Annotated in this window: 20 protein-coding genes and 3 pseudogenes; 5 read left to right on the forward strand and 18 right to left on the reverse strand. The window is 67.9% G+C overall.

Annotated features, from left to right (window positions below; all coding sequences use genetic code 11):
* Positions 1–135: 135 nt before the first annotated feature.
* Complete coding sequence (mscL, locus tag IE185_RS31500; RefSeq protein WP_138898816.1) at positions 136–597, reverse strand: large conductance mechanosensitive channel protein MscL; 462 nt, start codon at positions 595–597, stop codon at positions 136–138.
* 253 nt (positions 598–850) lie between these two features.
* Between mscL and IE185_RS31505 the strand changes: the two genes are divergently transcribed.
* Complete coding sequence (locus IE185_RS31505) at positions 851–1,486, forward strand: hypothetical protein (RefSeq protein ID WP_138898815.1); 636 nt, start codon at positions 851–853, stop codon at positions 1,484–1,486.
* A 148-nt stretch (positions 1,487–1,634) separates the two neighbouring features.
* Complete coding sequence (locus tag IE185_RS31510; RefSeq protein WP_229843808.1) at positions 1,635–2,288, forward strand: IS630 family transposase; 654 nt, start codon at positions 1,635–1,637, stop codon at positions 2,286–2,288.
* A 220-nt stretch (positions 2,289–2,508) separates the two neighbouring features.
* Here IE185_RS31510 and IE185_RS31515 read toward each other — a convergent pair.
* The 11 genes and pseudogenes from IE185_RS31515 to IE185_RS31565 all read right to left on the reverse strand — a co-directional run.
* A pseudogene (locus tag IE185_RS31515) lies at positions 2,509–3,207 on the reverse strand (IS481 family transposase); the annotation flags it as partial.
* Positions 3,208–3,549: 342 nt separating this feature from the next.
* Positions 3,550–5,421, reverse strand: coding sequence for an ABC transporter ATP-binding protein (locus tag IE185_RS31520; RefSeq protein WP_138896897.1), 1,872 nt, complete (start codon positions 5,419–5,421; stop codon positions 3,550–3,552).
* Positions 5,418–5,855 carry a lasso peptide biosynthesis B2 protein gene (locus IE185_RS31525; protein ID WP_138896896.1) on the reverse strand — a complete coding sequence of 146 codons (438 nt, stop codon included), beginning with the start codon at positions 5,853–5,855 and terminating at the stop codon, positions 5,418–5,420. Before IE185_RS31525 ends, IE185_RS31520 begins: the two co-directional genes overlap by 4 nt.
* Positions 5,852–6,106: a lasso peptide biosynthesis PqqD family chaperone gene (locus IE185_RS31530; protein WP_138896895.1), complete on the reverse strand. Its 255-nt coding sequence runs from the start codon at positions 6,104–6,106 to the stop codon at positions 5,852–5,854. The genes IE185_RS31525 and IE185_RS31530 overlap by 4 nt, the downstream gene beginning before the upstream one ends.
* 31 nt (positions 6,107–6,137) lie before the next feature.
* Positions 6,138–7,997, reverse strand: a complete 1,860-nt coding sequence (locus tag IE185_RS31535) for a lasso peptide isopeptide bond-forming cyclase (protein WP_138896894.1) — start codon at positions 7,995–7,997, stop codon at positions 6,138–6,140.
* 26 nt (positions 7,998–8,023) lie between these two features.
* Complete coding sequence (locus IE185_RS31540; protein WP_138896893.1) at positions 8,024–8,134, reverse strand: keywimysin-related RiPP; 111 nt, start codon at positions 8,132–8,134, stop codon at positions 8,024–8,026.
* Between the two features lie 1,030 nt (positions 8,135–9,164).
* The gene (locus IE185_RS31545; protein ID WP_138896892.1) at positions 9,165–9,974 is read right to left on the reverse strand and encodes an IS3 family transposase; all 810 of its coding nucleotides are present in this window, start codon (positions 9,972–9,974) and stop codon (positions 9,165–9,167) included.
* Between the two features lie 193 nt (positions 9,975–10,167).
* A pseudogene (locus IE185_RS34090) lies at positions 10,168–10,350 on the reverse strand (transposase); the annotation flags it as partial.
* Positions 10,351–10,948: 598 nt separating this feature from the next.
* Positions 10,949–11,617 (reverse strand): annotated as a pseudogene (locus IE185_RS31555) (hypothetical protein); the annotation flags it as partial.
* A gap of 486 nt (positions 11,618–12,103) precedes the next feature.
* On the reverse strand, positions 12,104–12,799 hold the full coding sequence (locus IE185_RS31560) for a class F sortase (protein WP_189716468.1): 696 nt from the start codon (positions 12,797–12,799) through the stop codon (positions 12,104–12,106).
* A complete protein-coding gene (locus tag IE185_RS31565) occupies positions 12,796–14,469 on the reverse strand; it encodes a DUF4331 domain-containing protein (protein ID WP_138908789.1) in 1,674 nt (557 codons plus the stop codon). The genes IE185_RS31560 and IE185_RS31565 overlap by 4 nt, the downstream gene beginning before the upstream one ends.
* Before the next feature lie 672 nt (positions 14,470–15,141).
* Here IE185_RS31565 and IE185_RS31570 point away from each other — a divergent pair.
* From IE185_RS31570 to IE185_RS31580, 3 genes are all read left to right on the forward strand, one after another.
* Entirely contained in the window at positions 15,142–15,327 is a 186-nt protein-coding gene (locus IE185_RS31570; RefSeq protein WP_138897532.1) for a hypothetical protein, read from the forward strand.
* 292 nt (positions 15,328–15,619) lie between these two features.
* Entirely contained in the window at positions 15,620–17,206 is a 1,587-nt protein-coding gene (locus tag IE185_RS31575) for a molybdopterin-dependent oxidoreductase (RefSeq protein WP_138897533.1), read from the forward strand.
* Positions 17,207–17,279: 73 nt separating this feature from the next.
* Positions 17,280–17,927 (forward strand): fasciclin domain-containing protein, encoded by a 648-nt coding sequence (locus IE185_RS31580; protein WP_138897534.1) that lies wholly within the window; start codon positions 17,280–17,282, stop codon positions 17,925–17,927.
* Positions 17,928–18,471: 544 nt separating this feature from the next.
* Here the strand turns inward: IE185_RS31580 and IE185_RS31585 are convergent.
* The 6 genes from IE185_RS31585 to IE185_RS31610 all read right to left on the reverse strand — a co-directional run bounded on the left by IE185_RS31585 (position 18,472) and on the right by IE185_RS31610 (position 25,484).
* Positions 18,472–18,828 (reverse strand): hypothetical protein, encoded by a 357-nt coding sequence (locus tag IE185_RS31585; protein WP_229843806.1) that lies wholly within the window; start codon positions 18,826–18,828, stop codon positions 18,472–18,474.
* Between the two features lie 130 nt (positions 18,829–18,958).
* Complete coding sequence (locus IE185_RS31590) at positions 18,959–19,351, reverse strand: cupredoxin domain-containing protein (RefSeq protein ID WP_138897536.1); 393 nt, start codon at positions 19,349–19,351, stop codon at positions 18,959–18,961.
* Between the two features lie 312 nt (positions 19,352–19,663).
* Positions 19,664–21,316: a nickel/cobalt transporter gene (locus IE185_RS31595; protein ID WP_189716470.1), complete on the reverse strand. Its 1,653-nt coding sequence runs from the start codon at positions 21,314–21,316 to the stop codon at positions 19,664–19,666.
* A complete protein-coding gene (locus IE185_RS31600) occupies positions 21,313–22,404 on the reverse strand; it encodes a tetratricopeptide repeat protein (protein WP_229843807.1) in 1,092 nt (363 codons plus the stop codon). Before IE185_RS31600 ends, IE185_RS31595 begins: the two co-directional genes overlap by 4 nt.
* A gap of 359 nt (positions 22,405–22,763) precedes the next feature.
* Positions 22,764–24,329, reverse strand: a complete 1,566-nt coding sequence (locus tag IE185_RS31605; RefSeq protein ID WP_138897984.1) for a DUF4331 domain-containing protein — start codon at positions 24,327–24,329, stop codon at positions 22,764–22,766.
* A 669-nt stretch (positions 24,330–24,998) separates the two neighbouring features.
* A complete protein-coding gene (locus IE185_RS31610; RefSeq protein WP_138897983.1) occupies positions 24,999–25,484 on the reverse strand; it encodes a peroxiredoxin family protein in 486 nt (161 codons plus the stop codon).
* Positions 25,485–25,901: the final 417 nt, after the last annotated feature.

Genomic DNA, 25,901 nt, shown 5'->3' on the forward strand with positions numbered 1-25,901 from the left:
CCCACTACACCTGAACAGCGGAAACGCACCCGTCACTCTCGGAAAGACAACAGCTTCTTAGCCCAACCGCTGGCTCTGGTGAGGTCTCTGGTCTAGTCGAGCGGCTAGAGCTGGAAGCGCTCGAGAAAGCTCATGTCAGACATGTGCTCGAGGGCCTGGCGGGAGTGTGGTGCTGTCGGGTGCTCCGCTTGGGGACGTCAGTTCGCTGGTGCAATGCCCGCAGCGGTACGCCTGGGCAGGGACGGGGTTGAGGCATGCGGGGCAGTCCCGCTTGTCTGCCTGGACGTCGTGGTGCGGGGCGAAACGCTCGTGGAGCTTGTTGACCGGCAAAACGACGAGGAAGTACAGCGCGCAGGCGATGAGCAGGAAGCTGATCATGGCGTTGATGAAGTTGCCGTACGGAAAGACGGTCTGGCCGATCGTGAACGTCTTGCGGCTGAAGTCGCCCGTCGCCCCGGTGGCCAGGCCCACAAGAGGAGTAAGGAAGGCTTTAACGAAGCCGTTGACCACCGTGGTGAACGCGGCGCCGACGACGATCCCGACGGCCAGGTCCACAACGTTCCCGCGCAGCACGAAGCTGCGGAACCCTTGCAGCAGATCCTTCACCAGCTCAGTCCTCTCCACCGTGTCCGCCCGGTCAGCACAGCCGACCCGGCGCCTGCCCTCTCACGCCTTGCCCATTTCAGTCACGCCACACCCCCACCGCCGAAGCACCGCGGGCTCGTCCTGCGATAGCGGCCTGGACTGAGCTGGTAGCCCGTGTGCGCGCCCTGTGTGGTCTGTGCCGGTGATCGCGCTGAGGCTGGTTGCGGTGCCCTGATCGCGGGGCGTGAGCCTTGGAAGGATTCGAATGTCAGAACGCAATACGGCCCTGCGCAGCCTGCACGACATTGGGCTGGCGGCCTGGTTCGGTGGCTCCCTGATGGGTGCCATCGGCCTGAACGGGGCGGCGAGGAAGACTGGGGACGATGAACTGTCCACCGCGCGTATCGCCAGCGTCGGCTGGGCGGCCTGGACGCCGGTGAGCGCAGCGGCGATCGGCGCTCACCTGGCGGGAGGGGCCGGCCTGCTGGGTGCGAACAGCGCCCGGGTGGCCTACCAGCAGGGTGTGGGCGCCTCCACTGTGGCCAAGCTGGCGCTCACGGGAGCGGCCCTGGCCGCGACCGCCTACACCCGCGTCCTGGGCAAGAAGGTAGAGCTCGCCTCGTCCCCGGACCCCAGGGACGCCGAGATGGCCGCGGAGCACCCGGTCAACCTTGACCAGGCGCAGCGCCAGCTCGCCCTGCTGCAATGGGCCGTGCCCGCCCTGACCGCGGGCGTACTGGTCCTCAACGCCCTGCACGGTGAGCAGCAACGCCCCGAGCAACAACGGCTGGGGATGGTACGCCGGGCCGCCTCACCCCTCGTCACAGCTGGGGGCACCGGTCTGGCAGCCGTCCAGCGGGCGCGTGAGCGCGGCATGCCGGGACGGCACTGCGAGGCATGATTCTCCGTGCTCAGGCGGCTAGTGGCTCGGCTCGCATCGTCGGCCGGGTATTCGACGTGCTGTTCAGGGGTGAGGAGACTGTCTCCAGGACCTGATCTTGGCAGTGGTCGTGGGGCGTCAACCGAGTGTGTTCGTCCGGCCGGTGAGCATGGAGGAGGGCCGTCGGCTGCAGCGGCTCAGCCGTACCGCCAAGGATCCGGTGAGGTTGCGCCGGGCCATCGTGGTGCTGATGTCCGCGCAGGGCCAGGCGGTCAGGGACATCACCTCGCTGATGCAGGTCGGTGAGGACTACGTACGCGATGCGATTCACGCGTTCAACGAGCGGGAGTTCGACGCGCTGGCCCCAAAATGGAGCGGGGGACGCCCGAAGACGATCGGTGAGCGGGTGCGTGAGCACATCCGTCTGATCGCCCGGACGTCCCCCGCGGACTGGACCATCGCCGCGTTCTCCACCTGGAGCCTGGCCAAGCTCGCCGCCCATCTGGTCGAATGGCACGTGGTGCCGGCGATCAGCCGGGAGACCCTGCGACGCATCCTGCGCGAGGGCGGCGTCTCCTGGCAGACGACCACTACCTGGAAGGCGTCCACCGACCCGGACTTCATCGCCAAGATGCATCGTGTCCTGGCGCTTTACGACACTCCGCCAACGGACGGGAGAGTGATCTGCGTCGACGAGTTCGGCCCGCTGAACCTTCAGCCGCGCAAGGGTAGAACGTGGCGTCAGGCCAGCAGGCCCCGCCGACTGCGGGCGACCTACAACCGGTACGGCGGCGTGATGCACATGCTCGCCGCCTCGACCTGACCACCGGGAAGCTCTACTACCGGATCCACCGACGCAAGCGGTGGCGCGAGTTCCTGGGTCTGCTCAAGGTCCTGCGCTCCTGTTGGCCCGGCGAAAAGCTGTATGTGTGCTGGACGACTTCGCCACGCACAAGCACACCGAAGTCCGCACATGAGCCGCCGACAACGACATCGAGCTGGTTCTCCTGCCGGCCTAGGTGTATTGCCCTGTGAGGTTGGGGACGCGGCCGGTAGGGCCGGGTTCGCTTGTGGGCGATCCCGGCTGCCGCGAGAGCATCGCGCCAGTCGCGTGAGCGGTAGCAGGAGCCGTTGTCGGTCAGCACCCGCTCGACGGTGATCCCGGCCTGGGTGAAGAACGCCTGAGCGCGGGTCCAGAAGCCGGTGGCGGTCTCTTTCTTCTCGTCGGTGAGGATCTCGCTGTAGGCGAGGCGGGAGTGGTCGTCGACCGCGGTGTGCAGGTAGCTGTAGCCGGCGTTCGAGCGGCTCTCGCGGCCCGCTTGGCGGCCCACCAGTTCGCCGGGCCGGTCACGTTCGTAGCGGCGTATGACGCGGCCGGTGGCCCGGTCCAAGTGCGTGAGGCGGGCCAGGCCGTAGCGGGTCAGCACACGGTGCACGGTCGAGGGCACCAGCCGCAGCAAGTGAGCGATGCGGGCTGGCCCCCAGCGGCGCAGGACACGGACCTTGATGATGCGCCGCTCAGTGCGGGTCGGGGTCCTGCGCGGGCTGGTGCGCGGGCGACTGGAGCGGTCGCTCATGCCTGCTTCGCCGAACGTCCGGTAGCGGTCGGCTCAGCGCTGGGCGGTGGTCGGTGAGACCTGGAAGCGTTCGGCGGCCCGGCGCGGGGGCCATCCGTCCTCGACCACGCAGCGGGCCAGGCTCGGTCGTCCGGTCTCGGTCAGGGGTGCATTACGGTGGGGCACGAGGGCCTTTCGTCGTTCGGTGGAGATGTCGCAATCCACACCGAACCCGGAAGGCCCCCACTCATTCAAGATCACTCTTCAGTGATCGCTGTCACCAACCTCCGTGGACAGAACACCTAGGGCCTGGCTGAACTGGGTCGACTCGGAGTTCGCAGCCCTGCGCTACTTCGCGCTCAACGGCACTGACCACCGCAGCGGAGGGGTCCAGTGCGCGCCAGGCGAGCCCGGGATCAGCAGGGCATAGGCGTACTGGCTGATCGATATCGTGGAGTGGGCCGCACCGAACGCCTCACCACAGCGGCCCAGGCCGGAGAGGTCGGATTCCCGGCGGTCCGCCCCCGGTCACAGAGGGCCGGGCGGGGTGCGGCGGGCGGTTGTCACGGGAGGGGGCGAGGTGTCGGCCGAGCGGAGCGTTTGTCCGGCGGCCAGTTGGCGGTAGGTGGGGCTGGTGGTGAGCAGTTTCTCGTGAGGCCCGCAGGCGACGGTGCGGCCGTTGTCTAGTACGACGATCTGGTCGGCGTGCTGGACCGTGGAGAGCCGGTGGGCGATGACTAGCAGGGCGCATTCCTGGGCGGCGTCTTTCATGACGGTGGTGAGCGCGGTTTCGTTGATGGTGTCGAGGTGGGAGGTGGGCTCGTCGAGCAGCAGGAGCGCGGGGCGGGCGAGCAGGGCGCGGGCCAGCGCGATGCGCTGGCGCTCGCCGGCCGAGAGGGTGCCACCGCGCTCGCCGAGCATGCCCGACAGGCCGCCCGGGAGTCGCCGCACGACCTCTTCGAGCTGCGCGAGTTCGACGACGCGCCGCACTTCTGCGTCGGTGGCGTCGGGTGCGGCGTAGGTGATGTTGTCGCGAAGTGTGCCGTGGACGACATGCGTGCTCTGGTCGACGACGGCGATGTGTTCACGGCAGGCCGCGCGGCTCAGTTCGGTGGAGGGCCGGCCGTCGAACAGCAGGGCTCCGGAGTCGGGTTCGTAGAACCTGGCTGCCAGGGCGAAGATCGTGCTCTTGCCGGCACCCGAGCGGCCGACCAGGGCTGTTTGGCGCCGGTGAGGGACGGTGAAGGAGACGCTGTGCAGTACGGGCCGGTCCGCGGTGTATCCGAAGCTCAGGTTTCGCAGCGCGAGGGCGGCCCCCTCGTGGTGCCCTCTGCGCCGGTCCGGTTCGCGTGTACGTGTACGTGTCCGGGAAGGCGGCGGCCGAGTTGGCGACGGCTCCGCAGGCAGGGACAGAGCATGCTCGATGCGCTGGTAGGCGCCCATGCCCCGCTGTATGAGGCCGACCGCGCGGAAGACCGACGACAGCGGCAGGACAAGGTAGGAGGCGTACAGCAGGAAGGCCACCAAGTCGCCGAGGGAGTTGGCCTGGCCGTTCACCCGCAGGCCGCCGATGACCAGGACGATCAGGAAGGATCCCTGGACGGCCAGTTCGACCGCCGGGCTCATCACGGAAGCGAGTTTCGCGGTGCGTACGCCCGCGGTGTAGGCAGCTTCGACGCGTTCTCCGATACGGGCTGCCTCGCGGTCCTCGGCCCGGTGAACCCGGACCATCGGCAGGGCTCCCAGGGCGCGTTCCAGGTCTGCGGCGATCGCCCCGACGGACGTCTGCATACGCTCGGAGGCCGCGCGGATGCCCTTGAGCAGGGAGGCGACCACTGCCGCGGCGGCGGTCACGGTCAGGGCGACCAGGAGCAGCAGCAGAGGATCGATCCACACCATGAGAACGATCGCGCCGGCTGCGACGAGCGCCCCGGTCACCAGATCGACGAGCGCTTGGGACACGACCTCTCGGAGCAAGGTGGAGTCCGCTGTGACCCGGGAGATCAGGTCGCCGCTGCGGTGGCGGTCGTACTCCCTCATCTCCAGGCGGAGCAGCCGCGCCACCATGCTGTGGCGCAGTCCTCGTACGACGCCCTCACCCATCCGCTCCAGAACGAAACGACCCACCGCTCCGGTCGCCGCTTCGGTGACGAACAGCACGGCCAGGAGCAGCAGAAGTGGCCACAGCATCTGTCCGTGTCCGCTCGCGTCCACGACGTGTTTGGCGACGAGCGGCTGCGCGAGACCGAGCGCGGAGCCGACCAGGGTCAGCATGGTGGCCACGACGACGGAAGCCCGGTGCCCGGTCGTGAGCCGGTACATGGTGGCGACCGCGGCCCGGGTCGAGCGGTCGCCACCCGTCGGCGTCTTCTCGCCGTTCACGACGTGGCCGTCGGTCATCGGCCCGTCGGCCGGCTCGTGGGGGCGACGGCGATCAGGCGGGTGAAGTAGTCATCGGGCACCCCTTCGTCGACCGGGTGCCCGTCGGCTTCGATCCAGGCGTGCGCGGTGAAGGGAGGTACGACACGTACCCCCGTGCACCAGGTCGGCCACGTGCCGCCGAGCCTGCACAGCAGCGCGGCCCCCAGGGAACGGGGCAGGCAGCCCTTCGGGCCCGCGCAGCGCAGGCTCACGGCGCACATCGCCTCCCGCGCGTTCTTGGCCTGCGCGGCGGTGGCCGGGCGGGCCCCGCGGCGTGCCACGTCGAGTACGGCGCGGATCCGGCGGGGCGGCAGGAGTGAGAGCGCGGCGGCGGGGAGCAGGACGGCACGTGCGGTCATGCGCCGTGCGAAGGGGACGCCGCTCGGGCGTTCCAAGGCGCTCGGGGTCGTCATCCGGCCAGCCCGGACGTTCGCAGTTCCCGCACGAGGGCTTCGACGTCGTGCGTCGCCTGGGCGAGGTCGACGTCGAACTCGTCGGCGAGCGCGGCGGCCGCATCGGCTTCGTCACCACCCGCCATCAGTACCTTGACTACCAAGGTGGCGGTGGGATTCAGCTCCCAGTACTCCCCGGCGCGCTCGTCCAAGAGGACGGTGCCGTAGTCGGTCTGTGCCGTGGATACGTCGGTGGCGAACTTCAATGCCATGCGGGTGCCTTCCTGCTGGGGCAGTTGTCTGTCATGGGGAGGCGGCGGGCGCCTTGGGGCCGCAGGTGCGGTCCAGACTGCGCAACCACACTTCGGCGGCGATGGTCGAGTAGAGGACGGCGTCACGCAGTTCGGGCGTGGCCGGTCGCTGAGCAAGCCGGCGAAGGGCGGCTGCGTCGACCAGGCCGAGCTGTGCAAGCCGGGAGCCCTCCCACAGCGCCAGCAGGTCGGCGCGGTGCTCGCGCAGTCCGTTGGCGGCGTCCATGGAAGCGGCGGCCTTGTTGGTGCGCCGCAGGCACGCATCGGGGACGATCCCGCTCATCGCGGCAGTCAGGAGGGGTTTGTACTGCCAGGGCGTGACGCGCTCGCTCGGGCGAACGGCGAGACACGCCTCGATGACACGGTCGTCGAGGAAGGGCGATGCCATCGGCAGGCCGGCCCGGGCAGCCATCCGGTCCCACTGGCGGATGATGCGGGTGCAGGAACGGATCTGTTCGAGATCGGCGTGCAGGCCGCGGTCCGGGTGCAGCGGGACCGCGTGTGCGGCCGCCTCGCGCAGTGACTTGTGGGCCAGATGTTCGGCCTGGGGGGTGACCCAGTCGAAGAGACGAGGGGGCATGCCCCAGCCGAGGCTGGTGCTGACGGTGGCGGGCAGTGGGTCTCTGAGCCGGCTGCTGGAGTCGGCCAGCCACTTCCCGTACGGCCGGGAGTCGGCCAGGGCGCGTACCGTGCCGCCGAGTGGCCACTGCCACAGGGCCCGGAACCCGCGCAGTTGGCGCAGGGCAAACAGGGGGCGGGTCCGCGTCAAGCGGTGGTAGTACGCCTCCGAGCACCAGGCCACGTGGTCGCCGCCGATGCCGGTCATGTGCAGGCGGCTGCCCCTCTCCGCCAGGCCGGGCAGGTGGTGCAGGACCCGGGAGCGGTCCATGACGCCGATCGTCGGCTCGTCCAGCAGGTCGTCGATGCCCAGGAGGTCGGTGTAGACCAGCGGCGAGGCATCGGCGTCCCAGACGACGTGCTCGACGTCCGGCAGGGACCGGGCCGCTTGTTCGGCCCAGTACAGATCCGTGTCGGCCGGGTCGCGACCCGGCCAGGTGCTGGCCACCACCCTGGCCGGCGAACGATCGGCGAGGAAGCAGAGGGAGGTGGAATCAAGCCCGCCGGACAAGTCGCAGCTGATCACGCCACCCTGCCGGGTACGGGCGTCCACTGCCGTTGCCAGGGCATCACGGACCAGCGGCGCGCCGTCGTTGAGCGTGCGTACCGGCTCCGGCGGTACCCACCACTGTGAGTGGCGCACACTTCGGCCGTCCGCCGCCACGATCACCGCGTCGTGCGGGGCGACGGAGGTGATGCCTCGCCACATGGGTGCCTCGGCGAGGGGATGGGGGGTTGGCCACAGCAGCCGGACGGCCAGTTGCTCCTCGTCGGGGGCGGCGCCGAGCGCGGCGGCGAGTACGTCGGCGCGAGAGGCGGCCACGTGGACGCCGGCGACGGGGGCATGGAAGACCAGCCGGAGACCGGAGGCGGTGCCCTGCACCCTGAGCCGCCCGTCGAGCGTGGCCACCAGGTGGAAGCTTCCGGGAAGAGCGCGGGCCAGCGCGTCGAGTTCGGCGAGGTCGCGCAGCCGCCCGGCATGGCGCGCGAGCTCTGCGGCGTCGGTCGGGCAGCAGCCTATGACGGCGAGGGCCGTGTGGCCGGCGCGCACGGTGACGATGTCCTGGTCGTGCCACTGCCCCACCAGCCAGGGCCGGCCCGAGGCGTGCTCCAGGATGCGTGTTCCGGGGAGGGAGAGGGAGCGGGCCACGGCGGCCGCGTCCTGGCAGTCGGTGAAGACCGCGAAGTGCGCGTCGCCGGGGCCCGCCCCCGCACTCTCGTGCAGATCAGTCATGACGTCGAGTCAAGAACCGTCGGACCTCAGTTCTTGCTCAGGATCAGCCGGTCGTTGCCGGAGCTCCCCAGGAGCCCGGTCTTCTTCCGGAACATCCCGAGCCGGGCGAGTGTCGGTGCCTCGTAAGCCTTCTTCACGACTTCTCCTCACGTAACAGGTGTCACGACCGCCTCCCTGGCCGGCGGCGAACCGGATGCCAGTCCACTGCCGCCCTGCCCAGGCGCCCATCGGGAGCCCTGAGCGAGAAAACGGACGCAGGCCATAGCTATCTGCATAAGCGGATGCCATGACAAGGCCGCTAGAGAAACTCGGATCATATGTAAAGTGCGAATGTGGTCAGATGACTGCGGCACAGGTCATGAGGTTGGTTGAAAGGGAGAACCGTCTACCGACTGAGATTGTGCAAGGATGAAGAAACGTTTCCAACTGCCCATGAACGGCGCGCAGCAGGCATGGGGAGAAGGGCGCGCCGACGGGAGCCGAGCGGAGCCGCCGGGGCGCACTCGGCTCTTGCCGCCGCGCTTTCGCCCAGGCTCGTCCTGCCTCAATGGCCGGATTCCCCCGCCACGGACCTCTCGCATCGCGGTCCAACCTCAGTGGCGAGCCGATGCAGGCGGCGCAGCGCCGGGAGGCTTCGCTCTTGTACCGGAAGAGTCTCCGGTGATCTCCGTCGGGTCAATCACATGCGACTGCTGCAGTTATTTGTGGACTGAATGCTCTTGGGGCTCTGCAGCCCGCCCTGGGAATCTTTTCCGAACAGCCACCTCGCGCCTCCTTCCCGCGCGCTGGACAAGGGGGCGTTGTGAGCGACTCACGGACCGGAGGAAGGGGCCTTCACAGGCGGGCGGTCTTGTGCAGCAGGGTGCAAGAGAAGCAGTGGAACAGGCGACCTCGGCAGCCCCGGCCATGCCGCATCGCTTGAGACAGACTGGCGTGTGCTCCGGGCGCAGACGAGCCTGGAAACCAACGGAGGGCAGCAGGCGACCGAGCGGCCTTTGTAGTTCCATGACGCTGGTCGTCGCGGTGGCGGGATGCGGTTCAGCAGCTCCCACAGCGGCTCCGATCCGCCGGCCCACTCCCCCAGCAGCGACCGTTCACCAGGTGCAGGCGCTGGTCGCGGGCGAAGGTGAGCTTGCTCCGCTTTGACGGGCACCGTTGGTGTGGTGGTCAGGCTGCGAGTGCGGTCTCGTATTCGGCGGGACTGCGGTAGCCGAGGCTGCTGTACAGCCGCTGCAAGTTGTACCAGCTCTCGATCCACTCGAAGATCGCGGTGCGGGCGAGAGTTCTACTGGGCCAGGGTTTCGTGCCGAGCAGTTCCCGTTTGATCGTGGCGAAGAAGGATTCGGCGAGGGCGTTGTCCCAGCACTGTCCGGTGCGGCCGACCGACAGCTGAATGTCGAACTCGGCTGCCAGGGAAGCGAACTGCTGGCTGGTGTACTGGCATCCGCGGTCCGAGTGGAAGATCACCGGACGAGTGGGGCGGCGCCGTCGGCAGGCGCTCTTGAGGGCGTCGGCGACCAGGTCGGTCCGCAGATGACCGGCGGTTGCCCAGCCGACGACGCGGCGGGAGGCGATGTCGATGACGGTGGCCAGGCAGAGCCAGCCCTGATCGGTCGGGATACAGGTGATGTCGCCGCACCAGCGGATGTCGAGTGCGGCCGCGTCGGGTGCGAAGTCGCGCCCGACGAGGTCAGGCCTGGCGGCGGCCCGCGGGTCGGGGAGGGTGGTCACGTGTCGCCGCCTGCGGTGACGGCCTTGAAGTCCAGCGTCCCGCATCAGCCTGGCGACGCGGCGCCGTCCGCATCCTTCGCCCCCGCGTTGCGGGACGGCATGGACGCGCGGGGCCCCGTAGGTGCCACGGGAGTGCTCGTGGGCTTCGGTGATCTTCTCGGTCAGCTCCAGATCGCGGCGCGCGTGGGCCGGAAGTGCCGTTGCTCCGGGCGTAGAAGGCGGTGCGGGAGACCTTGAGCAGTACACACGCGCACCTGACGTTGTGGTTGCTCTGCTTCTCCGCCTCGATGAACGGGTGCACCGTCACCGGGTCTCCTTCGCGAAGAAAGCCGTGGCCCGCTTGAGGATGTCGACGTCCGCGCGCAGGCGGCGGTTCTCCCCCCCGCGGCGCGGCCAGCTCCTCGCGCTCGCTGCTGGTCAGTCCGTCTCGCTCGCCCGCGTCGACCTCGGCCTGTTCGACCCAGTCCCGCACCGCGGTCTCGGTCAGATCGAAGTCCTTGGCTACCTGACCGACCGAGCGGTCACCACGCCGGCACAGCTCGACGATCTCGGCCTTGAACTCCGACGTGAACGAACGACGAGGGCGAGGCTTCTTCTTCCCCATGCTCTCCATGATGGGCATCCTCCCGGGGGACGAACCCCTGATCTCGAATGTCCGTCAAAGCGGATCAAACCCAAGCGACGAATCGCCGCGCGTCCCCGATCGACTCAAGACTCCCGTCATACGCCACACCCGCCCACGCAACCGAGCCCTCAACAACCGGAGCTTGCCGACCAGCAGGTGCTACCTGATCCACAATGTGTTCCCCCGTGCACCGCAGGTATTGCCGCCGAGCGCGGCCACAGGCATCTCCCCCCGCTTTGCCGCACCATCCTGACGTCGTCGGCGTGATCGCCCGTAAGACCGGTGGGCAGCTCGTCCATGAAGGTAGCGAGCGGAGGGGCCAGGCGGCAACGGCTGCTGGTGCTCAGTGCCTCACAGCCGCCTCTTGGCCGGTCACAGCGGAGCTCGCCAGGACTGAGAGAACCTGCGCTGGGCAAACGTCAGCACGCCGTCCTCAGGCAGGCCGAGTGACGGCCCCAACACTCTGGCGAGTGTCGAGGCCATCGGGGCGCCGTGTGGGGCGGATGCACGCTCCGCGTGAAGCAGATCGCGTCGGACCACATGCTGTGTTTCCGCCCTGCGCCCTCTCTCCCCCCTTGGTGGGTTAGCCGTGACTCATCGGTGCAGAGCCGGTGGAGCTGTGCAGCATGCCGCAGCTCGCAGGAGCGGTGGCTTCCTGGGGCAGCTTCGGGTCGAGCTCGCTCTTGCCCTTGCCGAAGTCGTACTTTCCGTTGCCGTTCGGGTCGATGCCGTGCTGCACGACGTGAAGGTTGGTGATGTTGTCCGCCACTGCCTGGGAGACGGTGATCGTGCGCGAGTAGGACACGTTGCCGTTTCTGTCCGCGACCGGCATCCGGTCGACAGCGAGTCCGCTCACCTTCGACGTGTCGCCCCTGGTGGTCAGGGAGATGTTGATGTCACCGTAGGCGGGCAAGCCCTCTGTGGTGGTGACAACGCCGTCGCCGTTCTTGTCCGCGCTGGTGTCGGGGCAATGGAAGTTGTGCCCAGACGTTGAACCGTGGATGTGCTGGGCATGCGGCTGGCCGGGGACCAGGCCCTGGGCGTTGATCTTCACAGTGAGCTGCCGGCCCTGGAGGCTGAGCAGCGCGGTGCCGCTGGCACCCGAGTCGTTCAACTGCCGCAGGTCGACCCGGTAATCCCGGCCGTGCTGACCCTGGGAGCCGCTTTGCCCGTCGTGGGCCAGTACTGGGGTGGCCAGGGCGAGGGTGAAGGCAGCGGGCAGTGCCATGAGGGCGGTGATACGGGCTGAGCGCTTGATTGTCATCGCGATGCATCCCCTTCCGGGGGTCACCGGCCAGAGACCGGATCCGCTTTCGGTTAGTTTTCCCGATTGCTCCTTATTCGTCGCGGTATCCGATGCGGATTGGTCGCGCGTACCTTTCTTGCCCTCGCGTGGCGTCGAAGCACGGTGTGCAGCATGTCGTCCGGGATGACCAGCGGCCGACCGCCGTGGCTGCTCTTGCGGACTGGGCGTCGAGTCCTTCGAGGTGCCCAGCGTGACGGAGGTGCTTCGGGGTACGGCCCAGCCGTCTTCCGGAGGGTGTTGCTCACTGTCATGGGGTGCCGCAGGTGCGGTGTCCGGTTCCACGCTGTGAGTGCGATGCGCGCGCCGGTTGCCGGGTCGCGTCCCCGGGCTGGAGCAGAGCCATGCCGAGGGCGGTGACGGCCGCGGCGGACAGCAGGACGTCGGCGTGGCGGCAGCCGACGGAGGCGCAGGGTCCGGTTCTCGTTCCGGTGGCGGTGGGCTCGATCAGCCGACACCCGCGGGGGTGGCGTAGACGACGAGGTTGTGGCTGTACTCGCCTCGCTGGCGGTCGTAGGTGCCGCCGCAGGTGATCAGCCGCAGTGCCGGTGGTCCGGTGGTGGCGTAGACCTGGCTGTCGGGCAGCGAGTCCTTGTCGTACTGCCGCAGGGCCTGGACGGCGAATACGACGGTGCTGCGGTCGTTTCGGCGTATGGATATGCGGTCGCCCGGGCGCAGTGAGGAAAGCCCGTGGAACGCGCCGGGGCCGGTGGTCGAGTCGACGTGGCCGACGATTACCGCCGCGCCGGAGTCGCCCGGCCTGGGGCCGTCGCTCCACCAGCCGATCTCGGTGGGGTGCTTGGGTACGGCGAGGCGGCCGTCCTGCTGCACCCGTAGTCCGGTGAGGGGTTTGTCGAGGCCGATGCGAGTGATCCGTATGCGTGTAGGAGGGGCCGCTGATCTAGCGGTGTCGGACGAGTCCGCCGAGCCTGGTTGGACGGGCAGGGTGCCTAGGTCCACGTGCGCCGGCTTCCCGTCGGGCGTTGCTATCAGCGCTGTGGTGCCGACGGCGGCCAGGGCTATCCCGACGGCAAGGGCTGTGGAGGCGACGGTGCGGCCGCGGCGGGTGAGGATCAGGGGACGCCGCGGTCGCCCGCCCTGCTGCATCGTGGGCGGGCGACCTATGGGGGCGGGGCTGGTCATACGTCGCCGATACGCCGTCGGCGCAGGGCCAGGACTCCGGCACAGGCCAGCAGGGCGCCGCCGCCGACAGCCATGACGGGCACCACGGGGAACCCGTCGCCGAAGGCGGTGCCGCCGAAGCCCGCGCCGACTCCGCCGTCGGGGTGGAGGGCGTCGGCCTGGTTGACGGCCGCGGTGTTGGGCAGCGCGACGTAGGGGAAGGTGTCGCCGGGCTGACGGTAGGGGGCGTCCACGCGGTCGCCGGCAGCCAGCGCGGGTACGAGCTTGCCGGTCTGCGCGGCGCCTTCCAGGGCCTGCAGTTCGATGTCGACGACATCGTCGTTGAGGCGGCGGCCGTTGGGGAAGCCGGCCAGGTCCTTGCCGAGGACGCCGAGGCGGTTGGGCTTGGCGGCGGGCGGGACCGACATGTTCAGCCGCAGCTCTTCGGCGGGTACGAACTTGGCCTTGTCGGCGTCGGCGTTGAGCTTCTGCGAGTTCAGGTCCGCCTTGATGGGGCCGCATTCCTTGCAGATCCCGGTGAGGAAGATCTCGACGAGGTCGTTGCGCGGTGTGGCGGGTGCGGGGATGCCGTAGATGCTCTGCACGAGCTTGGGGACGATCGGGTCCTTGACCTTGTCCACGACCGGAGTGACCGTGTTGTCTTTGTCCGGCGTGAGCCCATTGAACGCGTCCTTGTACTTCAGGGGTACGACGACTTCGTTGACCAGGGGGTTGCCGAGGCGTGAGACCTGACGCCAGCCGCCGCTCTCACCGCCCTTGTCAGGTGCGCCCTCGTCAGTAGCCTTGCTGTCTTCGGCCTGGGCGTTCTCACTGCCCTTGCTGCCCGCACCGATGACGTTTGCCCCTTGGCGGTCAGTGGTGGACCACACGCCGATGACGGGATTGCGCGTGGCGTCCCCCTTGAGGGCCACATCCTTCTTCGGCACCTGGATGGCGATCGTGTTGACGTTGTAGCCGGCCAGGGTGTTGTGACCGGTCTCCGAAAGATTGCCTCCGTAGAGGAGATCGAAGACGCGCAGGTCCAGGAAGAACGGGTCGGACGCCTGCCCCGCATAGGTCTGGCCGCCGTTCGGCAGCGGTACGACTGCCTGCTTGCGCAGCGCTGCGTAGTCGGGCATCGACGCCTTGCCGACGTTCGAGGGGGCCGCCGGGGCGTCGTTGAGCAGTGTTTTGGTGTTTCCGGCCGCGTCGGTGACCGTCAGGTCGTACGTCTGGCGGAAGTTCAGCGTCTCGTCGTTCAGGGACTTGACGACACCGGTGTTGTACAGGAACTGGTTCTCGTCGTCCCGGATGTGATCGGTGAACTTCCAGGTGTAGGTGGTGTCGGGTTTGCCGTCTCCATCGCCGTCGATCTTGATGGTGTAGCGGGCGTCGTTGGCGAAGGGGTAGAAGTTGGGGCCCCCGTTGGGTTCCTCGAACGGAATCCAGTTCGCCACCAGGGTGACCGTGTCGGGTTTGTCGGGACTGGTGAAGGCGTAGACGTCGGTGTTGTCAGCCTTTGGGTCGCCTGCGATCAGCGGCGCCTCGCGGTGACTCGAGGCGGAACCGGTGCCCGGCGCGAGGCCGGTGAGGGCAGCCGCGGTCACCAGGGAAAGGGTGCCGACAGTGGCTAGCGTGCGCTCCGCCCGCCGGGCGGGGAGCTTTCGTCGTGACAGGTGGCAGGACTGCATGGTCCATCCGTTTCCGGTGAGAGCCGCAGCCCTCCGACAACTGGAGGTGGGGCGGCTGAGAACTACGGACGCTCAACGCGCCATGTATGAGCCCACGCCAGGTCTCGCCTTGAGAGGGGTACCTAACGCGAAGAAGATCCCATAATGTGACGTTGAGCTAGGCACAGAACACCACGTGGGAGAAGTGGCTGCAATGCCGATTGGGCCGAATGGGGTTCGACGCATCATCGTCGGGAGCCGACCCGATGACTGTGATGACCCATGGGGGTGACAACTTGCGCCAGGGCAGCGCGCGCCGAGCGCGGTGTGGTACGACTGCGTCGCGACCTGGAAGGGACCTGCCACCAGGCAGCACACCGCCGGGTTCCCTGCGCCGCCTGACCGGGGGCGACAAGACGATCGACTGCCTCAGTCGCGGCCGCGAATCATACGGCTGACCGTGCTCGCCGTCCGCGCGTTACCAGTAGCCGACTTCGGCGCGACCTACTGCGGCCAGCACATTCCCTCGGAGACGCCTTGACAGACCGCCAGATAGCCCTGTGCTCAGGCCTCCTGGCCGCGCTCGTCGTGAGCGGCTGCTCCGCTGCGCCGACCGGCTCGCTCGACACACAAACGCTCGAGCCGTCACCGAGCTGCAGGGTTCACCAGACGGAGGAGCCCGGAGATCAGTACATGGCGGGTTCCGGCGCAGACACCCACTCCATCCTGCGGATGATGCGCTACTACACCGCCAACGGGAGAAAGCCGTTCTGTGACGGACAGGGCGCCTCTGCTGTCGACCGCCGCTGGAGGGACCTCTACATCAAGCTCGGCGGCAACCGCACCCATGCACCCCGCAGCCGACGCAAGTCCCCTTGAAGCGGCCGCGCCGCTTCGCACTCACTCACGGTTGTGTGAGGCAGGTTGCCCACCGACCGGCCATGGCGTTGGGGCGAGGCCGAGCGACTCCCGCCGCAATGCCGTGCTGCTGCTGACCTCCCCCACTGGATCTCCTTCTGCTGCGGCAGCCTGATCCCGATACCCGGCCTCCTGCTGTTGGTGCAGGTCAAGGCCCCTATGGCTCTTCGATGACGGTGACGGCGGACCTCAGCCAGGGAAGTTCTTCACCTTTCTTGGACGAGGGACCAATCCGGTTGGGGGCCGGCTCCGAATGAGGGGCGTGAGGATCTCCGGTACGACCCTGGCCCGTGGGGGGCTCGCCGCGCTCAGCGGCCTGCTCTCCGGCTACGCTGCGCTCGCCGTCGCTGAACTCGTGTCGGCGGCGGTCCGGCCCGAGGCGGGGCCCGTCACCGCGGTGGGGGGTGCGGCGATCGACCGTACACCGGCACCGGTGAAGGACTGGGCGATCCGGAACTTCGGCGAGGACGACAAACTCGTCCTGCAACTGGGCATCCTCGCAACGCTCGCCGCCCTCGGGCTCGTGCTGGGCATCGTGGCGCTGCGCTACCGGCGTATCGGTTCGGCGGGTGTGCTGATCTTCGGGGTGGTCGGTGCAGCGGCGGCCGTGAGCCGCCCCGACTCGTCCGGCATCGCGGACGGCCTGCCCTCGCTCGTGGGTGCTCTGGTCGGTGCCGCTCTCCTCTACACTCTGATCGGCAGGCTCAAAACCCAGCACCAGACGGCAACCCAAGAGGCCAAGGACGGCAGCTGGGACCGTCGGGGGTTCCTTCTCGCCGCCTCGGCGGCCGCGGTCGCGTCCACCGGTGCCGGCGCTCTGGGCCGGGCACTGAACAGCCGTCGCGGCCAGGACGCGGTGGCCTCGCGTGCCGGCGTACTGCTTCCCAAGCCTGCTTCAGCGGCGGCGCCTATCCCGGCCGGCGCCCAGTTGCGCGTTTCGGGTGTCAGTTCTTTCACTACACCCAGTAGAACGTTCTACCGTGTCGACACCGCCCTGGTGGTCCCTAAGGTCGATGCCACGAGCTGGAAGCTGCGTATCCACGGCAAGGGCGTCAAGCGTCCGCTGACAGTGACCTTCCAGGACCTGCTGGATCGGGAGTTGATCGAGCGCGACATCACACTGACGTGTGTGTCCAACGAGGTCGGTGGCCCGTACGTGGGCAGTGCGCGGTGGATCGGCGTACGGCTGGCGGACCTGCTGCGCGAGGCGGGCGTGAAGCCGCCCTCGCGGGGCGGGCCGGCCGACCAGCTGGTGGCCCGCTCGGTGGACGGCATGACGCTCGGCACTCCGGTAGAGGACGTCATGGACGGCCGTGACGCGATGCTCGCGGTCGGCATGAACGGCGAACCGCTGTCCTTCGTGCACGGCTTTCCCGTACGGATGGTCGTCCCCGGGCTGTACGGATACGTCTCGGCCTGCAAGTGGATCGAAGACATCGAACTGACCACGTTCGACGACTACGACCCGTACTGGGTCAAGCGCAAGTGGGCCCGCAAGGCCCCGATCAAGACCCAGTCCCGTATCGACACTCCCAAGCCGTTCGCCCGGCCCAAGGCCGGCACCGTCATGGTCGCCGGCGTCGCGTGGGCCCAGCACCGGGGCATCGAACGCGTCGAGGTCCGGGTTGACGACGGCCCCTGGAAGACCGCGGACCTCGCCGCGCAGGCCACCGTCGACACCTGGCGCCAATGGTCCTTCCCCTGGAAGGCCACCCCCGGCGGCCACACCCTCACCGTGCGCGCCACCGACCGCACCGGCGCCGTACAGACCGAGAAGCGAACAGGCACCATCCCCGACGGTGCCAGCGGTTGGCACTCGGTCGTCGTCACCGTCGACTGACCGCTCCGCCCCTCCAGTCCCCTCTTCGAACTCCCTTACGGACAGTTACCAAATGATCACCCAAGGAGACCTCATGAACACACTTCGTTTCCGTCGCGCCGCCGTCGCCGTCACCGCTGCCGCGGCTCTGCCGCTGGCCCTGACCGCCTGCTCCGACGACAGCTCCGACTCCGCGTCGGACAGTGGCTCTTCTACGGCCGCCTCCACCCCGAAGGAGTCGACCCCCTCTGCTGACACCGCGATGACGGACAAGCCGTTCGGCCCCGGATGCGCCACAGTCCCCAAGGACGGTGCGGGCAGCTTCGACGGGATGGCCAAGGACCCGGTCGCGACCGCCGCGTCGAACAACCCCGCCCTGTCGACCCTGGTCACCGCGGTCAAGAAGGCCGGACTGGTCGACACGCTCAACAACGCCGAGAACATCACGGTGTTCGCGCCCACCAACGACGCCTTCGCCAAGATCCCGAAGGCGGACCTGGACAAGGTCCTGGCCGACAAGGCCACCCTCACCAAAATCCTCACCTACCACGTGGTCGGCCAGAAGCTCACCCCCAAGCAGCTGGAGAACGGCTCCTACGACACGCTGCAGAAGGGCAAGCTGACCACCTCCGGCTCGGGCGAGTCCTACAAGGTCAACGACACCTCGAACGTCGTCTGCGGCAACGTCCCCACCGCCAACGCCACCGTCTACATCGTCGACACCGTCCTCATGCCCAAGTAGGCGACACCCCCGGCCCCATCGGGACCCCACTGGCATAGCACCACTGCGTGCGAGGAGACCGCTGCATGGCCCCGGCTGGGGGCCATGCAGCGGTCTCCTCGCACGCTCCAGCGAGCCGCCGAGCGACACATCTGTATGCACGATGCACGGCCCTCGTCCGTTTCGTCGACGTGCCGTCTCAGCCTGGAGGCGCGCGAGCGCACGACATGCGGTGGCGGACAAGCAGCTTGCCTGACCGGCTGCTGACCGCTCCTGGTTCGCCCGACGGCCAAAGGCACCAATCCTGGACGTCTGCCGCAACGAATCACATTTGAAGAGAGACAGACCCGCCATGGGGGTACCACACCGCGGCAAGGGGCTGAATGGTGATGACAGACGAAGAGTTCGACGAGCTCATTGCGGAGACCGTCGCGTACATACGCCGCGTATCATTCTCCGCGCCTGCGTCTGCGGATGAGCGAGAACACGCGCTGCACTCGCAGCACGCCGAGTACGGCGGCGGCGCCCATTAGCAGCGACAACAGTGGCACCGCCGGCCGTCGTCTCAGGCGAATCGGCGCCGGCGACGCCGGCCGGTGAGCAGGAGCACTGTGGTGGCGGCGATGGTCAGGGCCTGTGCGATGACGACGATGTTCTTGTCGCTGAACCAGATCGGCTCGTACATATTCGGCAGAGGCCCAAGTTCGCCAACGTCCAAGTATCGGTAGACCAGCACAGCGGCCAGCCCTCCGGCGGCTACCAGCCAGGCGAAAGCGTCAGCCGGGGCGCGGCGCCACGCCAGGACGAGCAGGGCTGCGAGTGCGGCGAGCGCTGCCTCGATCCGGAAGAGTGTGCCTTGGCTGATTGTCGCGCTGATCAGGTCGTATCGGTCTGCCAGGTGGGCGTGCATGTAGGCGTCCACGGCCAGTCCGACTGCCGCCAGGACACGCGCTGCTGTCCGTAGGGACCGGTGGGCTGGTCGGTCAGGCGAGGAGTCGAATGGGTTTGACAACATGGCTTTCCCTTCCCGGCGTTGGCCGTCGGTGGCGAGGTCATCGCACGGTGAGGGAGCCCTTCATGGACGGGTGGATGGTGCAGATGTAGGCGTACTTGCCTGTCTTGGATGGCGCGGTGAAGGTCACCGTCTTCCCCGCGGTGATGTTGCCGGTGTCGAAGGCCTTGCTGCCTGTGGCAGTCACCGTGTGAGGGGAGGAGTCCTCGTTGATCACCGTGACCTTGGCTCCGGGGCTGACCGTGAGGTCGGCGGGCTTGAACGTAAAGTCCTTGATTGTGATCCGCGCCTCCTTCGGGACGGACGGTGAGGTGGCGGCGGAAGCAGGGGCCTCGGGTGACCCTTTGCTGTCTGAGCAGCCGGTGGCGGTGGCCAGCAGGCACAGGGCGGCGGCAGCTACCGCTGCATGCGGTCTACGGGGGCGCGAAAGCATGGTTGTCTCCCGGAGGGCTGTTTCGCTGTTGGGTTGGGGCCAGGTGCGTGGGGGCGCTCGCACCTGACCCCCGGATCAGACGGTCAGGAAGCTCACCTTGGCCGTCTTGTTCGTGTCGATGTGTTGTGTCCTGTTCCCATCGCGTCCTGTCTCCTTCACCGCGCCGGACGGCGCTGCGTCTATGGCCCAGGCTTCAGCAGGAAGCTCGGGGGCACCCCTTGTGTCGGTCCGAATGGCCCAGATGGCGCATTCGCCGGGTGAACGCCCGCGTACGGATTGCGGGCAACCCGCCAGCGGTGCTGCGAAGGGGGCTCACCACGGGCCGACGGCCGCGCGGGCCGTGAGTCCGATGCCGACGATCAGGACAAGGGTGGACGTCGCGATCGGGCCCAGGCGGGCCAGTCGCTTGAGCGGCGCCCACCGGGTCGCTGAAGCGGTCCGCATGTCGATCTCAATGCGGTCGCGCAGACGTACGAGGAGCAGGCCGGCCAGGGTGAGGGTGGCGGCCATGCCCAGACCGTAGGCGAGGACAAGGAGAACCCCGAAAGCTGTGCGGCCCAGGGCGACGGCTCCGAGCAGGACGACGAGGGCAGACGGACTTGGTACCAGCCCTCCTGCGATCCCCATGCCGATCAGACCACCACGGGTCGCTTTCTCGGGCGGGCGGGGCAAGGGGGCGGGGGCGGTGTCCTGGTGCGGGTGCGCGGGATGGACGCCGTCTCTGGTCAGCAGGCTTACGGGGCTGTCGCCGTGCACTCCCCCGTGGGTATGCCGGTGTCCAGGGGTGGTAGCCACGGCTGGCCGGCCGGACCCTGCATCGTCCAGGTGGCGGTCGTCCCTGTGGTGGGGATGGTCACTGTGAGGGTGCGCGTGGCCGTGGTGATGATGATGGTGATGGAGGGGTCGGTTGAGCAGTGCGGAGTGCAGCAGCCATAGTCCGATGGCCGTGACGAGGAGGCCACTGGCCAGGCCGAGCCAGGTCAGGACGGTCTCGCCGGCCAGGTGGGTGGCGAGAGGCAGTGCGAGGCCGAGGACCAGGACGCCCGCCGTATGGGTGACGGTGACGGTGGCTCCGACCGTGAGTGCATCCCTGGGGGTTCCTCTGCGTCCCGCAAGGTAGGCCGCCATGATCGTTTTGCCGTGGCCGGGTAGAACGGCATGGGAGGCCCCGAGCACTACAGCGAGCAGGAGCGCCAGCAGCCCAACGGGGACGGTCAGTTCGCGTGATCCGACGAGCGAGTCGAAAGCACTGGAAACCTTACCCAGCACTCTTCCCAACGGGCCGGTACCGGCCACGGACTCGTATACGGCCGAGGCCGCGTTGCCATGTCCGGGTTCGACGCGCAAGGTGGCTGTGCGCTGGTCAAGCGGGGCGGCCAGCGGGTCCTGGGGGTAGCGGCGCAGTTGATCGGTCACCGAGCGGGCGGGGACGTCGGAGTCGGTGAGGGCGACGCCTTGGCCGCGGGCCGTCATCTCGCGCCAGCCGATTCGCCGACTGTCGTACGTGGTGCGCACCTTGAGGTCAGAGGGGGCTCGCAGATCGGCCTTGACTGTCAGGGCGCAATGCAGCCTGCTGGTCTTGAGCCCTGCTTCACCGGGGTGGTGGGTCAGTGTGGCGCCGGAGCGGTTCCAGGTGAGCGGGCTGCCATCGACGATGGTCACCTGCAGTTGGCCGGCGAGCTGTGCGCAGCTGCGATGCGCGTACGTTCGGGCTTCGGGCGCGCTGATGCTGTTGTTGTGGTCGAGGTCGACAAGTCGGTTCTCCTGGGCGGCGGCGATCTCGGCCCGGTCGACGACCACTACGGCGTCGATGCGTTCGGGATGAAGGGTCAGCCCGGTGGCGTAGTTGACCGTGAAGTTTCCCAGGGGATGAGCGGCTGCGGCCTGGGCGGTGGCGAGCGCAGCGCTGGAGAGGAGCAGCGTCGTCACGGCGCCGGTCAGGACGCGGCAAAGGGTCAGGTTCATCGGGTGGCGTCGTTTCTGCGGAGCGTGGTGTGCGCGTCGGGCGCGTGCAGCGGGTGGAAGTGCGGGTCGATGGTCAGCGCGCGCTTTAGATCCCGGTTGGCGGCGTTCGTATCGCCGAGAGCTTGGTGGATCTTCGCGCGGTGGTAGTGGAACAGAGCACTGCGCGTACCCAGCGCAAGAGACTGGTTGGCGTGTGCGAGGGCTTGCGCATGGCGCCCCGCCTTGTGGAGGGCCCAGGCGTAGGCGTCGTGCACGGCGATGAAGGGCCTGGTGCGACATGCGGCTTCGGCCATGGCCACGGCACGGAGCGGCCTGCCGTGATCGGCTTCGAAGAGGATCGCGTCCACATCCGCAGGGGCCCCGCTGGCGGCACGAAGTCTTTCTTGGGCGCGCAGCAGCTCGTACTGCGCTTCTGCCTGTTCGCGCCGGCCCTGTGACTGCTGGAGTTCGCCGAGCCCGAGGAGGTAGTGCGGCAGGGGTGCGATCGCGATGGCGGCGGTGTAGTCGTCGACGGCTTGGCGCATGTTGCCCGAGGCGGCGTGAGCTCGGGCTCGTGCTTCCAGGAGCGCGGAGTCCCGGGGCGCCGCGCGAAGCCCGGTTTCCGCTTCCCGCAACGCCGTGGTCGGGTCACCTGTTTCCAGGGCCAGCAGCGCGAGGTGGGTGTGTGCGAAGGACGTGTCCGCTGTGGCTGACGCCGCCTTAAGTGACCTGGTCATCAACTCGCGCGCCCGGGCCGTCTCGCCGCGTAGTTCCCACGTGTACGAGGCGCGGGCGAGTGAGGCGGCGTCTGGCCTGAGGTCGGTCATGCGTTGAACGGCGCGGAACGAGGCTTCGTACTGTCCGAGCTGGGTGTAGGCGTCGGCGAGCACACCGTGGGCCGCAGGGCTCGAGGGATTGCTGGCTGTGGCCTTCTTTGCCCAGTTGAGGGCGCTGGTGAAGTCGTGCCGGGCGGCCTGCAGAGCGCCCATGCCAGTTTGAGCCTGATAGTTGTCGGCCGGCTGGAGCTTCAGAGACTTCTGCAGCGCGGACTGTGCCCGTGCGTAGGTGGCCGGGTCCGCGGTCGCGCGGGCTTGTTGCACGTAGGCCATTCCGAGACTGGCCCACCCGACGGGGTCCCGGGGCAGTCTTTGAACGTGTTCCCGAAGGGCTTCGACGGAACCCCTCTCCCCTCCATGGCCAGGTCGGCCTTGTGAGGCGGAGGAGACAGTGGGAGAGGGACGGTCCGGAGACAGGCCCACGGCGCCGGCCGTGAAGATGGCCGCACCCAAGGCGAGGGCGACCGCCGTATTGCGCAGGCGTCTGCGGCCGCGATGCGCAGGTGTGGGGTCAGCGGTCGGGCCTTGCACACATGCTCCTCAGTCGGATGACGGGGTTTGCAGCTTTGAGCGGACGTCCTGGTGGGCGAGGCTGTCCATCCATCCCCGCCCACCAGGTCAGGCGGTGCGTGTCAGCTGGTGGTGCGGCGTCGCCAGAGGCGGAACCCACCGGTGCCGAGCAGCAGTGCGCCCACTCCGCCGATGGCGGAGGCGTTCGAGGTGTTCATCGCGGTCTGCTGGACGCCGTCGCCCCCACCGCTGTTGACGTTCTTGGTGTGCGGCAGCGCCAGGTAGGGGAAGCGGTTCCCGAACGGCACCTCGTTACTGTCGACCTTGTCGCCCTCGGCCAGCGCCTGGACGAGTTCGCCGGTCTGGGCAGCGCCTTCGACAGCCTGCAGGGAGATGTCGATGACGTCGTCGGCCAGGCGGCGGCCGTTGGGGAAGCCCGCCAGATCGCCTGCGAGTACGCCCAGTCGCTGCGGATCTCCGCTCGGCGGCACGGCCATGTTCAGGCGCAGCTCCTCGGCCGGCACGATCTTGCCACGCGGTGCGTCCTTGTTCAGGCGGTGGGCGTTGAGGTCTGCCTTGATGGGACCGCACGCCTCGCAGATGCCGGTCAGGTAGATCTCGGCGAGGTCGTCACGGGGCGCAGGGGGCGCAGGGATCCCGTACACCTTCTCGATGAGCTTGGGCAGGATCGGGTCGTAGACCTTGTCCACGACCGGCTGCACGGTGCGGTCCTGGTCCGGGGAGATCGAGTTGAAGGCGTCCTTGAACTTCAGCGGTACGACGACTTCGTTGACCAGGGGGTTGCCCAGGCGCGACACCTGGCGCCATCCGGTGTTCGTCTTCTTGTTGCGGCTGTCGGTGACGTTGACCCCGCGGCGCTCGGTCGTCGACCACACTCCGATGACCGGGTTGCGCGCCGTGTTGCCGCGCAGGGCCAGGTGCTTCTTGGGGATCTGCAGCGCCACGGAGTTGACGTTGTAGCCGGCCAGAGTGTCTTGGCCGCGCTTGGACAGGTCTCCGCCGTAGAGGAGGTCGAAGACCCGCAGGTCGGCGAAGAACGGGTCTTCCGCCTGCCCGGCGAACGCCTTGCCGCCGCGGGGGAGGTTGCGCACGGCCTGCGCGCGCAGGCTCGCGTAGTTGGGCATCGACGCCTCACCGGTGCGCGACGGCGCCGCAGGTACGTTGCGCAGCAGCGTGGATGTGCCCCGCGAGGTGGTAACCGTCAGGTCGTAGAACTGGCGGAAGTTCAGGTCCGGGTCGTTGAGCGAGGTGACCGGCCCGGTGTTGTACAGGAACTGATCTGCCGCGTCGCGGATCTTGTTCTTGAAGCGCCACGTGTAGGTGACGTCGGCGCGCCCGTCACCTGTGTTGTCGATCTTGATGTGGTAGCGGGCGTCGTCCGCGAAGGGGTAGAAGTTCGGACCGCCGTTGGGCTCTTCGAACGGGATCCAGTTGGCGAGGAGTGTCACCGTGTCGGGGCGGTCCGGGCTCGTGTACGCGTACACGTCCGTGTTGTCCGCCCGCGGGTCGCCCGCGATCAGGGGAGCTTCGCGGTGACTGGAGGCGGCGCTGGTCCCTGGTGCGAGCGTCATCGCGGCCAGTCCCGTGGCCAGTGCGCCGGCTCCCAGAACGACCAGCGACTGGTCGAGGACACGGCGCTTACGGGGCTTCGTGGAAAGGGACGTCAAGGCTGATCCTCTCGGCTGCGAACCCGCCCGGCGCCGATCGTGGCAGTGGCGGGCAGCGTGGGTTCATCACAAGGCGAACGGCGGTGACTCGGTCGACCCAGCGGGCGGGACATCAGAACATGTCCGGGCGGCTTCCACGAGGGCATGGCCCTCGCCGGTCGTGCACATCGCCACGCATCACATGCGCAAGCGGCAGGTAATCACGAGAAACGGGACGCCGTGAGCAACATTCTTCACTCGGGCGGCGTCGGGCATGGCGACTGTCAGAGAAACCGCAGGTGGAGGCACCCGATGACGTAATCCGGTGCGCAGACAATCCATGGAGACACGACACGCAGTCATTAGGCCACTTGAGAAGCACCACCTTATTGCAACTCACACGCAATAAGGTGTTCCGGGGTTGTGAAACTCTTGACGACATGAACGGCGACCGCATTCGGGCCTGTTGCCATACAAGGAGACTGTCATTCGTTCATACCGTCGCGAGTGCCACAGAGTTGCGGCTCGGCGCTGGAGGTCAAGAAAATCCTCACCCAGCTGCCAGCTCAACGAGTTCTGTTCCATGGCCGGGACAGTCAGTCAAGAGGTACATCCGGCGGCTCCACGAGCGCATTCGGCAGTTCTTCGGATGTCCTGCTTAACAGCAGCGTCGCGTTCCGGAGGGCGTGCTCACGTGCGTTGAACACGCGCCAAGTGTCGGGCAAGCACTGCTGGGGGCGGAAAAGAGGATTCCGAGAGGGCAAGGTACTTCCACACGAGAGTGCCGTCCGGCGCGATGACGAATACAGCACGCCGAGGCTGGGCGCCGGGAGTTTCCACGCCGAACGACCGGGCGACGTGTCGTCCGGGGTCGGAAAGCAAGGGAACTCTGAGGCCGTGCTTCAGTGCGAACCTCGCACTGCTGTCGACACTCTCCGGGCTGATGCCCCATACCCGAGCGCCGCTGTCCGTGAACAGATCGGGACTGCTGGAGTAGGAGCACATTTGCTGCGCGCATACACTGCTGTCGGCGCCCCGGTAGAAGGCAAGGATTAAGACGCTCCCCCGCTGCTGACACAGCGTGAAGTCTCGCCGCTCGAAACAGGCTCCTACGCCTACACCTCCCGGAAGGGCGAAATCGCCTACGTGGTCTCCCACACTGGGTGCTGCCGTCACGATAAACCCCTATCGATGGCTGATCAGGGTCCAGAAGAAACTTTCGAGCTTGGCTGACACCAGGAAGCTGGTCTGCGCTCACTAGGGTCAGTCGACATCGTCTCGAGCACTTCCCACGAATCTGTGTCGCCTCTCCTGTTCAGGCCGAAAGTGCCCACGTCATCTCGCACGCGCTCACTGACTGGCGCTCATGTGCTGCTTAGCTACTCGAGCAGGGACGAACCAGGGTGAGAATCAATTGTGACCTACCTTCCTCGAGCAGCCAAGAGGTCAGCCCACTCTTCGCTCGCAGCTCCACTCCGCGGCTGAGGACCCGCGAACGGAGCAGACCAAATCATCGAGTAGGGCGCGTGCTGTACCTAAGCGTTGTCCCGTAAATGATCTACGACGTGTTCGCTGACCTGCTCGTTCCTTCGT

Source organism: Streptomyces chryseus (assembly GCF_014650755.1).
Taxonomy (GTDB): Bacteria; Actinomycetota; Actinomycetes; order Streptomycetales; family Streptomycetaceae; genus Streptomyces; species Streptomyces chryseus.

Excerpts from the sequence above, each read along its gene's own strand:
- IE185_RS31600 (WP_229843807.1), bottom strand. The coding sequence starts at position 22,404 with ATGGCCTACGTGCAACAAGCCCGCGCGACCGCGGACCCGGCCACCTAC.
- IE185_RS31535 (WP_138896894.1), bottom strand. The coding sequence starts at position 7,997 with ATGACTGATCTGCACGAGAGTGCGGGGGCGGGCCCCGGCGACGCGCAC.
- IE185_RS31505 (WP_138898815.1), top strand. The coding sequence starts at position 851 with ATGTCAGAACGCAATACGGCCCTGCGCAGCCTGCACGACATTGGGCTG.
- IE185_RS31560 (WP_189716468.1), bottom strand. The coding sequence starts at position 12,799 with ATGACCAGCCCCGCCCCCATAGGTCGCCCGCCCACGATGCAGCAGGGC.
- IE185_RS31595 (WP_189716470.1), bottom strand. The coding sequence starts at position 21,316 with ATGAACCTGACCCTTTGCCGCGTCCTGACCGGCGCCGTGACGACGCTG.
- IE185_RS31530 (WP_138896895.1), bottom strand. The coding sequence starts at position 6,106 with ATGGCATTGAAGTTCGCCACCGACGTATCCACGGCACAGACCGACTAC.
- IE185_RS31520 (WP_138896897.1), bottom strand. The coding sequence starts at position 5,421 with ATGACCGACGGCCACGTCGTGAACGGCGAGAAGACGCCGACGGGTGGC.
- IE185_RS31590 (WP_138897536.1), bottom strand. The coding sequence starts at position 19,351 with ATGCTTTCGCGCCCCCGTAGACCGCATGCAGCGGTAGCTGCCGCCGCC.
- IE185_RS31570 (WP_138897532.1), top strand. The coding sequence starts at position 15,142 with ATGGCGGGTTCCGGCGCAGACACCCACTCCATCCTGCGGATGATGCGC.
- IE185_RS31510 (WP_229843808.1), top strand. The coding sequence starts at position 1,635 with ATGGAGGAGGGCCGTCGGCTGCAGCGGCTCAGCCGTACCGCCAAGGAT.
- IE185_RS31580 (WP_138897534.1), top strand. The coding sequence starts at position 17,280 with ATGAACACACTTCGTTTCCGTCGCGCCGCCGTCGCCGTCACCGCTGCC.
- IE185_RS31565 (WP_138908789.1), bottom strand. The coding sequence starts at position 14,469 with ATGCAGTCCTGCCACCTGTCACGACGAAAGCTCCCCGCCCGGCGGGCG.
- IE185_RS31525 (WP_138896896.1), bottom strand. The coding sequence starts at position 5,855 with ATGACGACCCCGAGCGCCTTGGAACGCCCGAGCGGCGTCCCCTTCGCA.
- IE185_RS31575 (WP_138897533.1), top strand. The coding sequence starts at position 15,620 with ATGAGGGGCGTGAGGATCTCCGGTACGACCCTGGCCCGTGGGGGGCTC.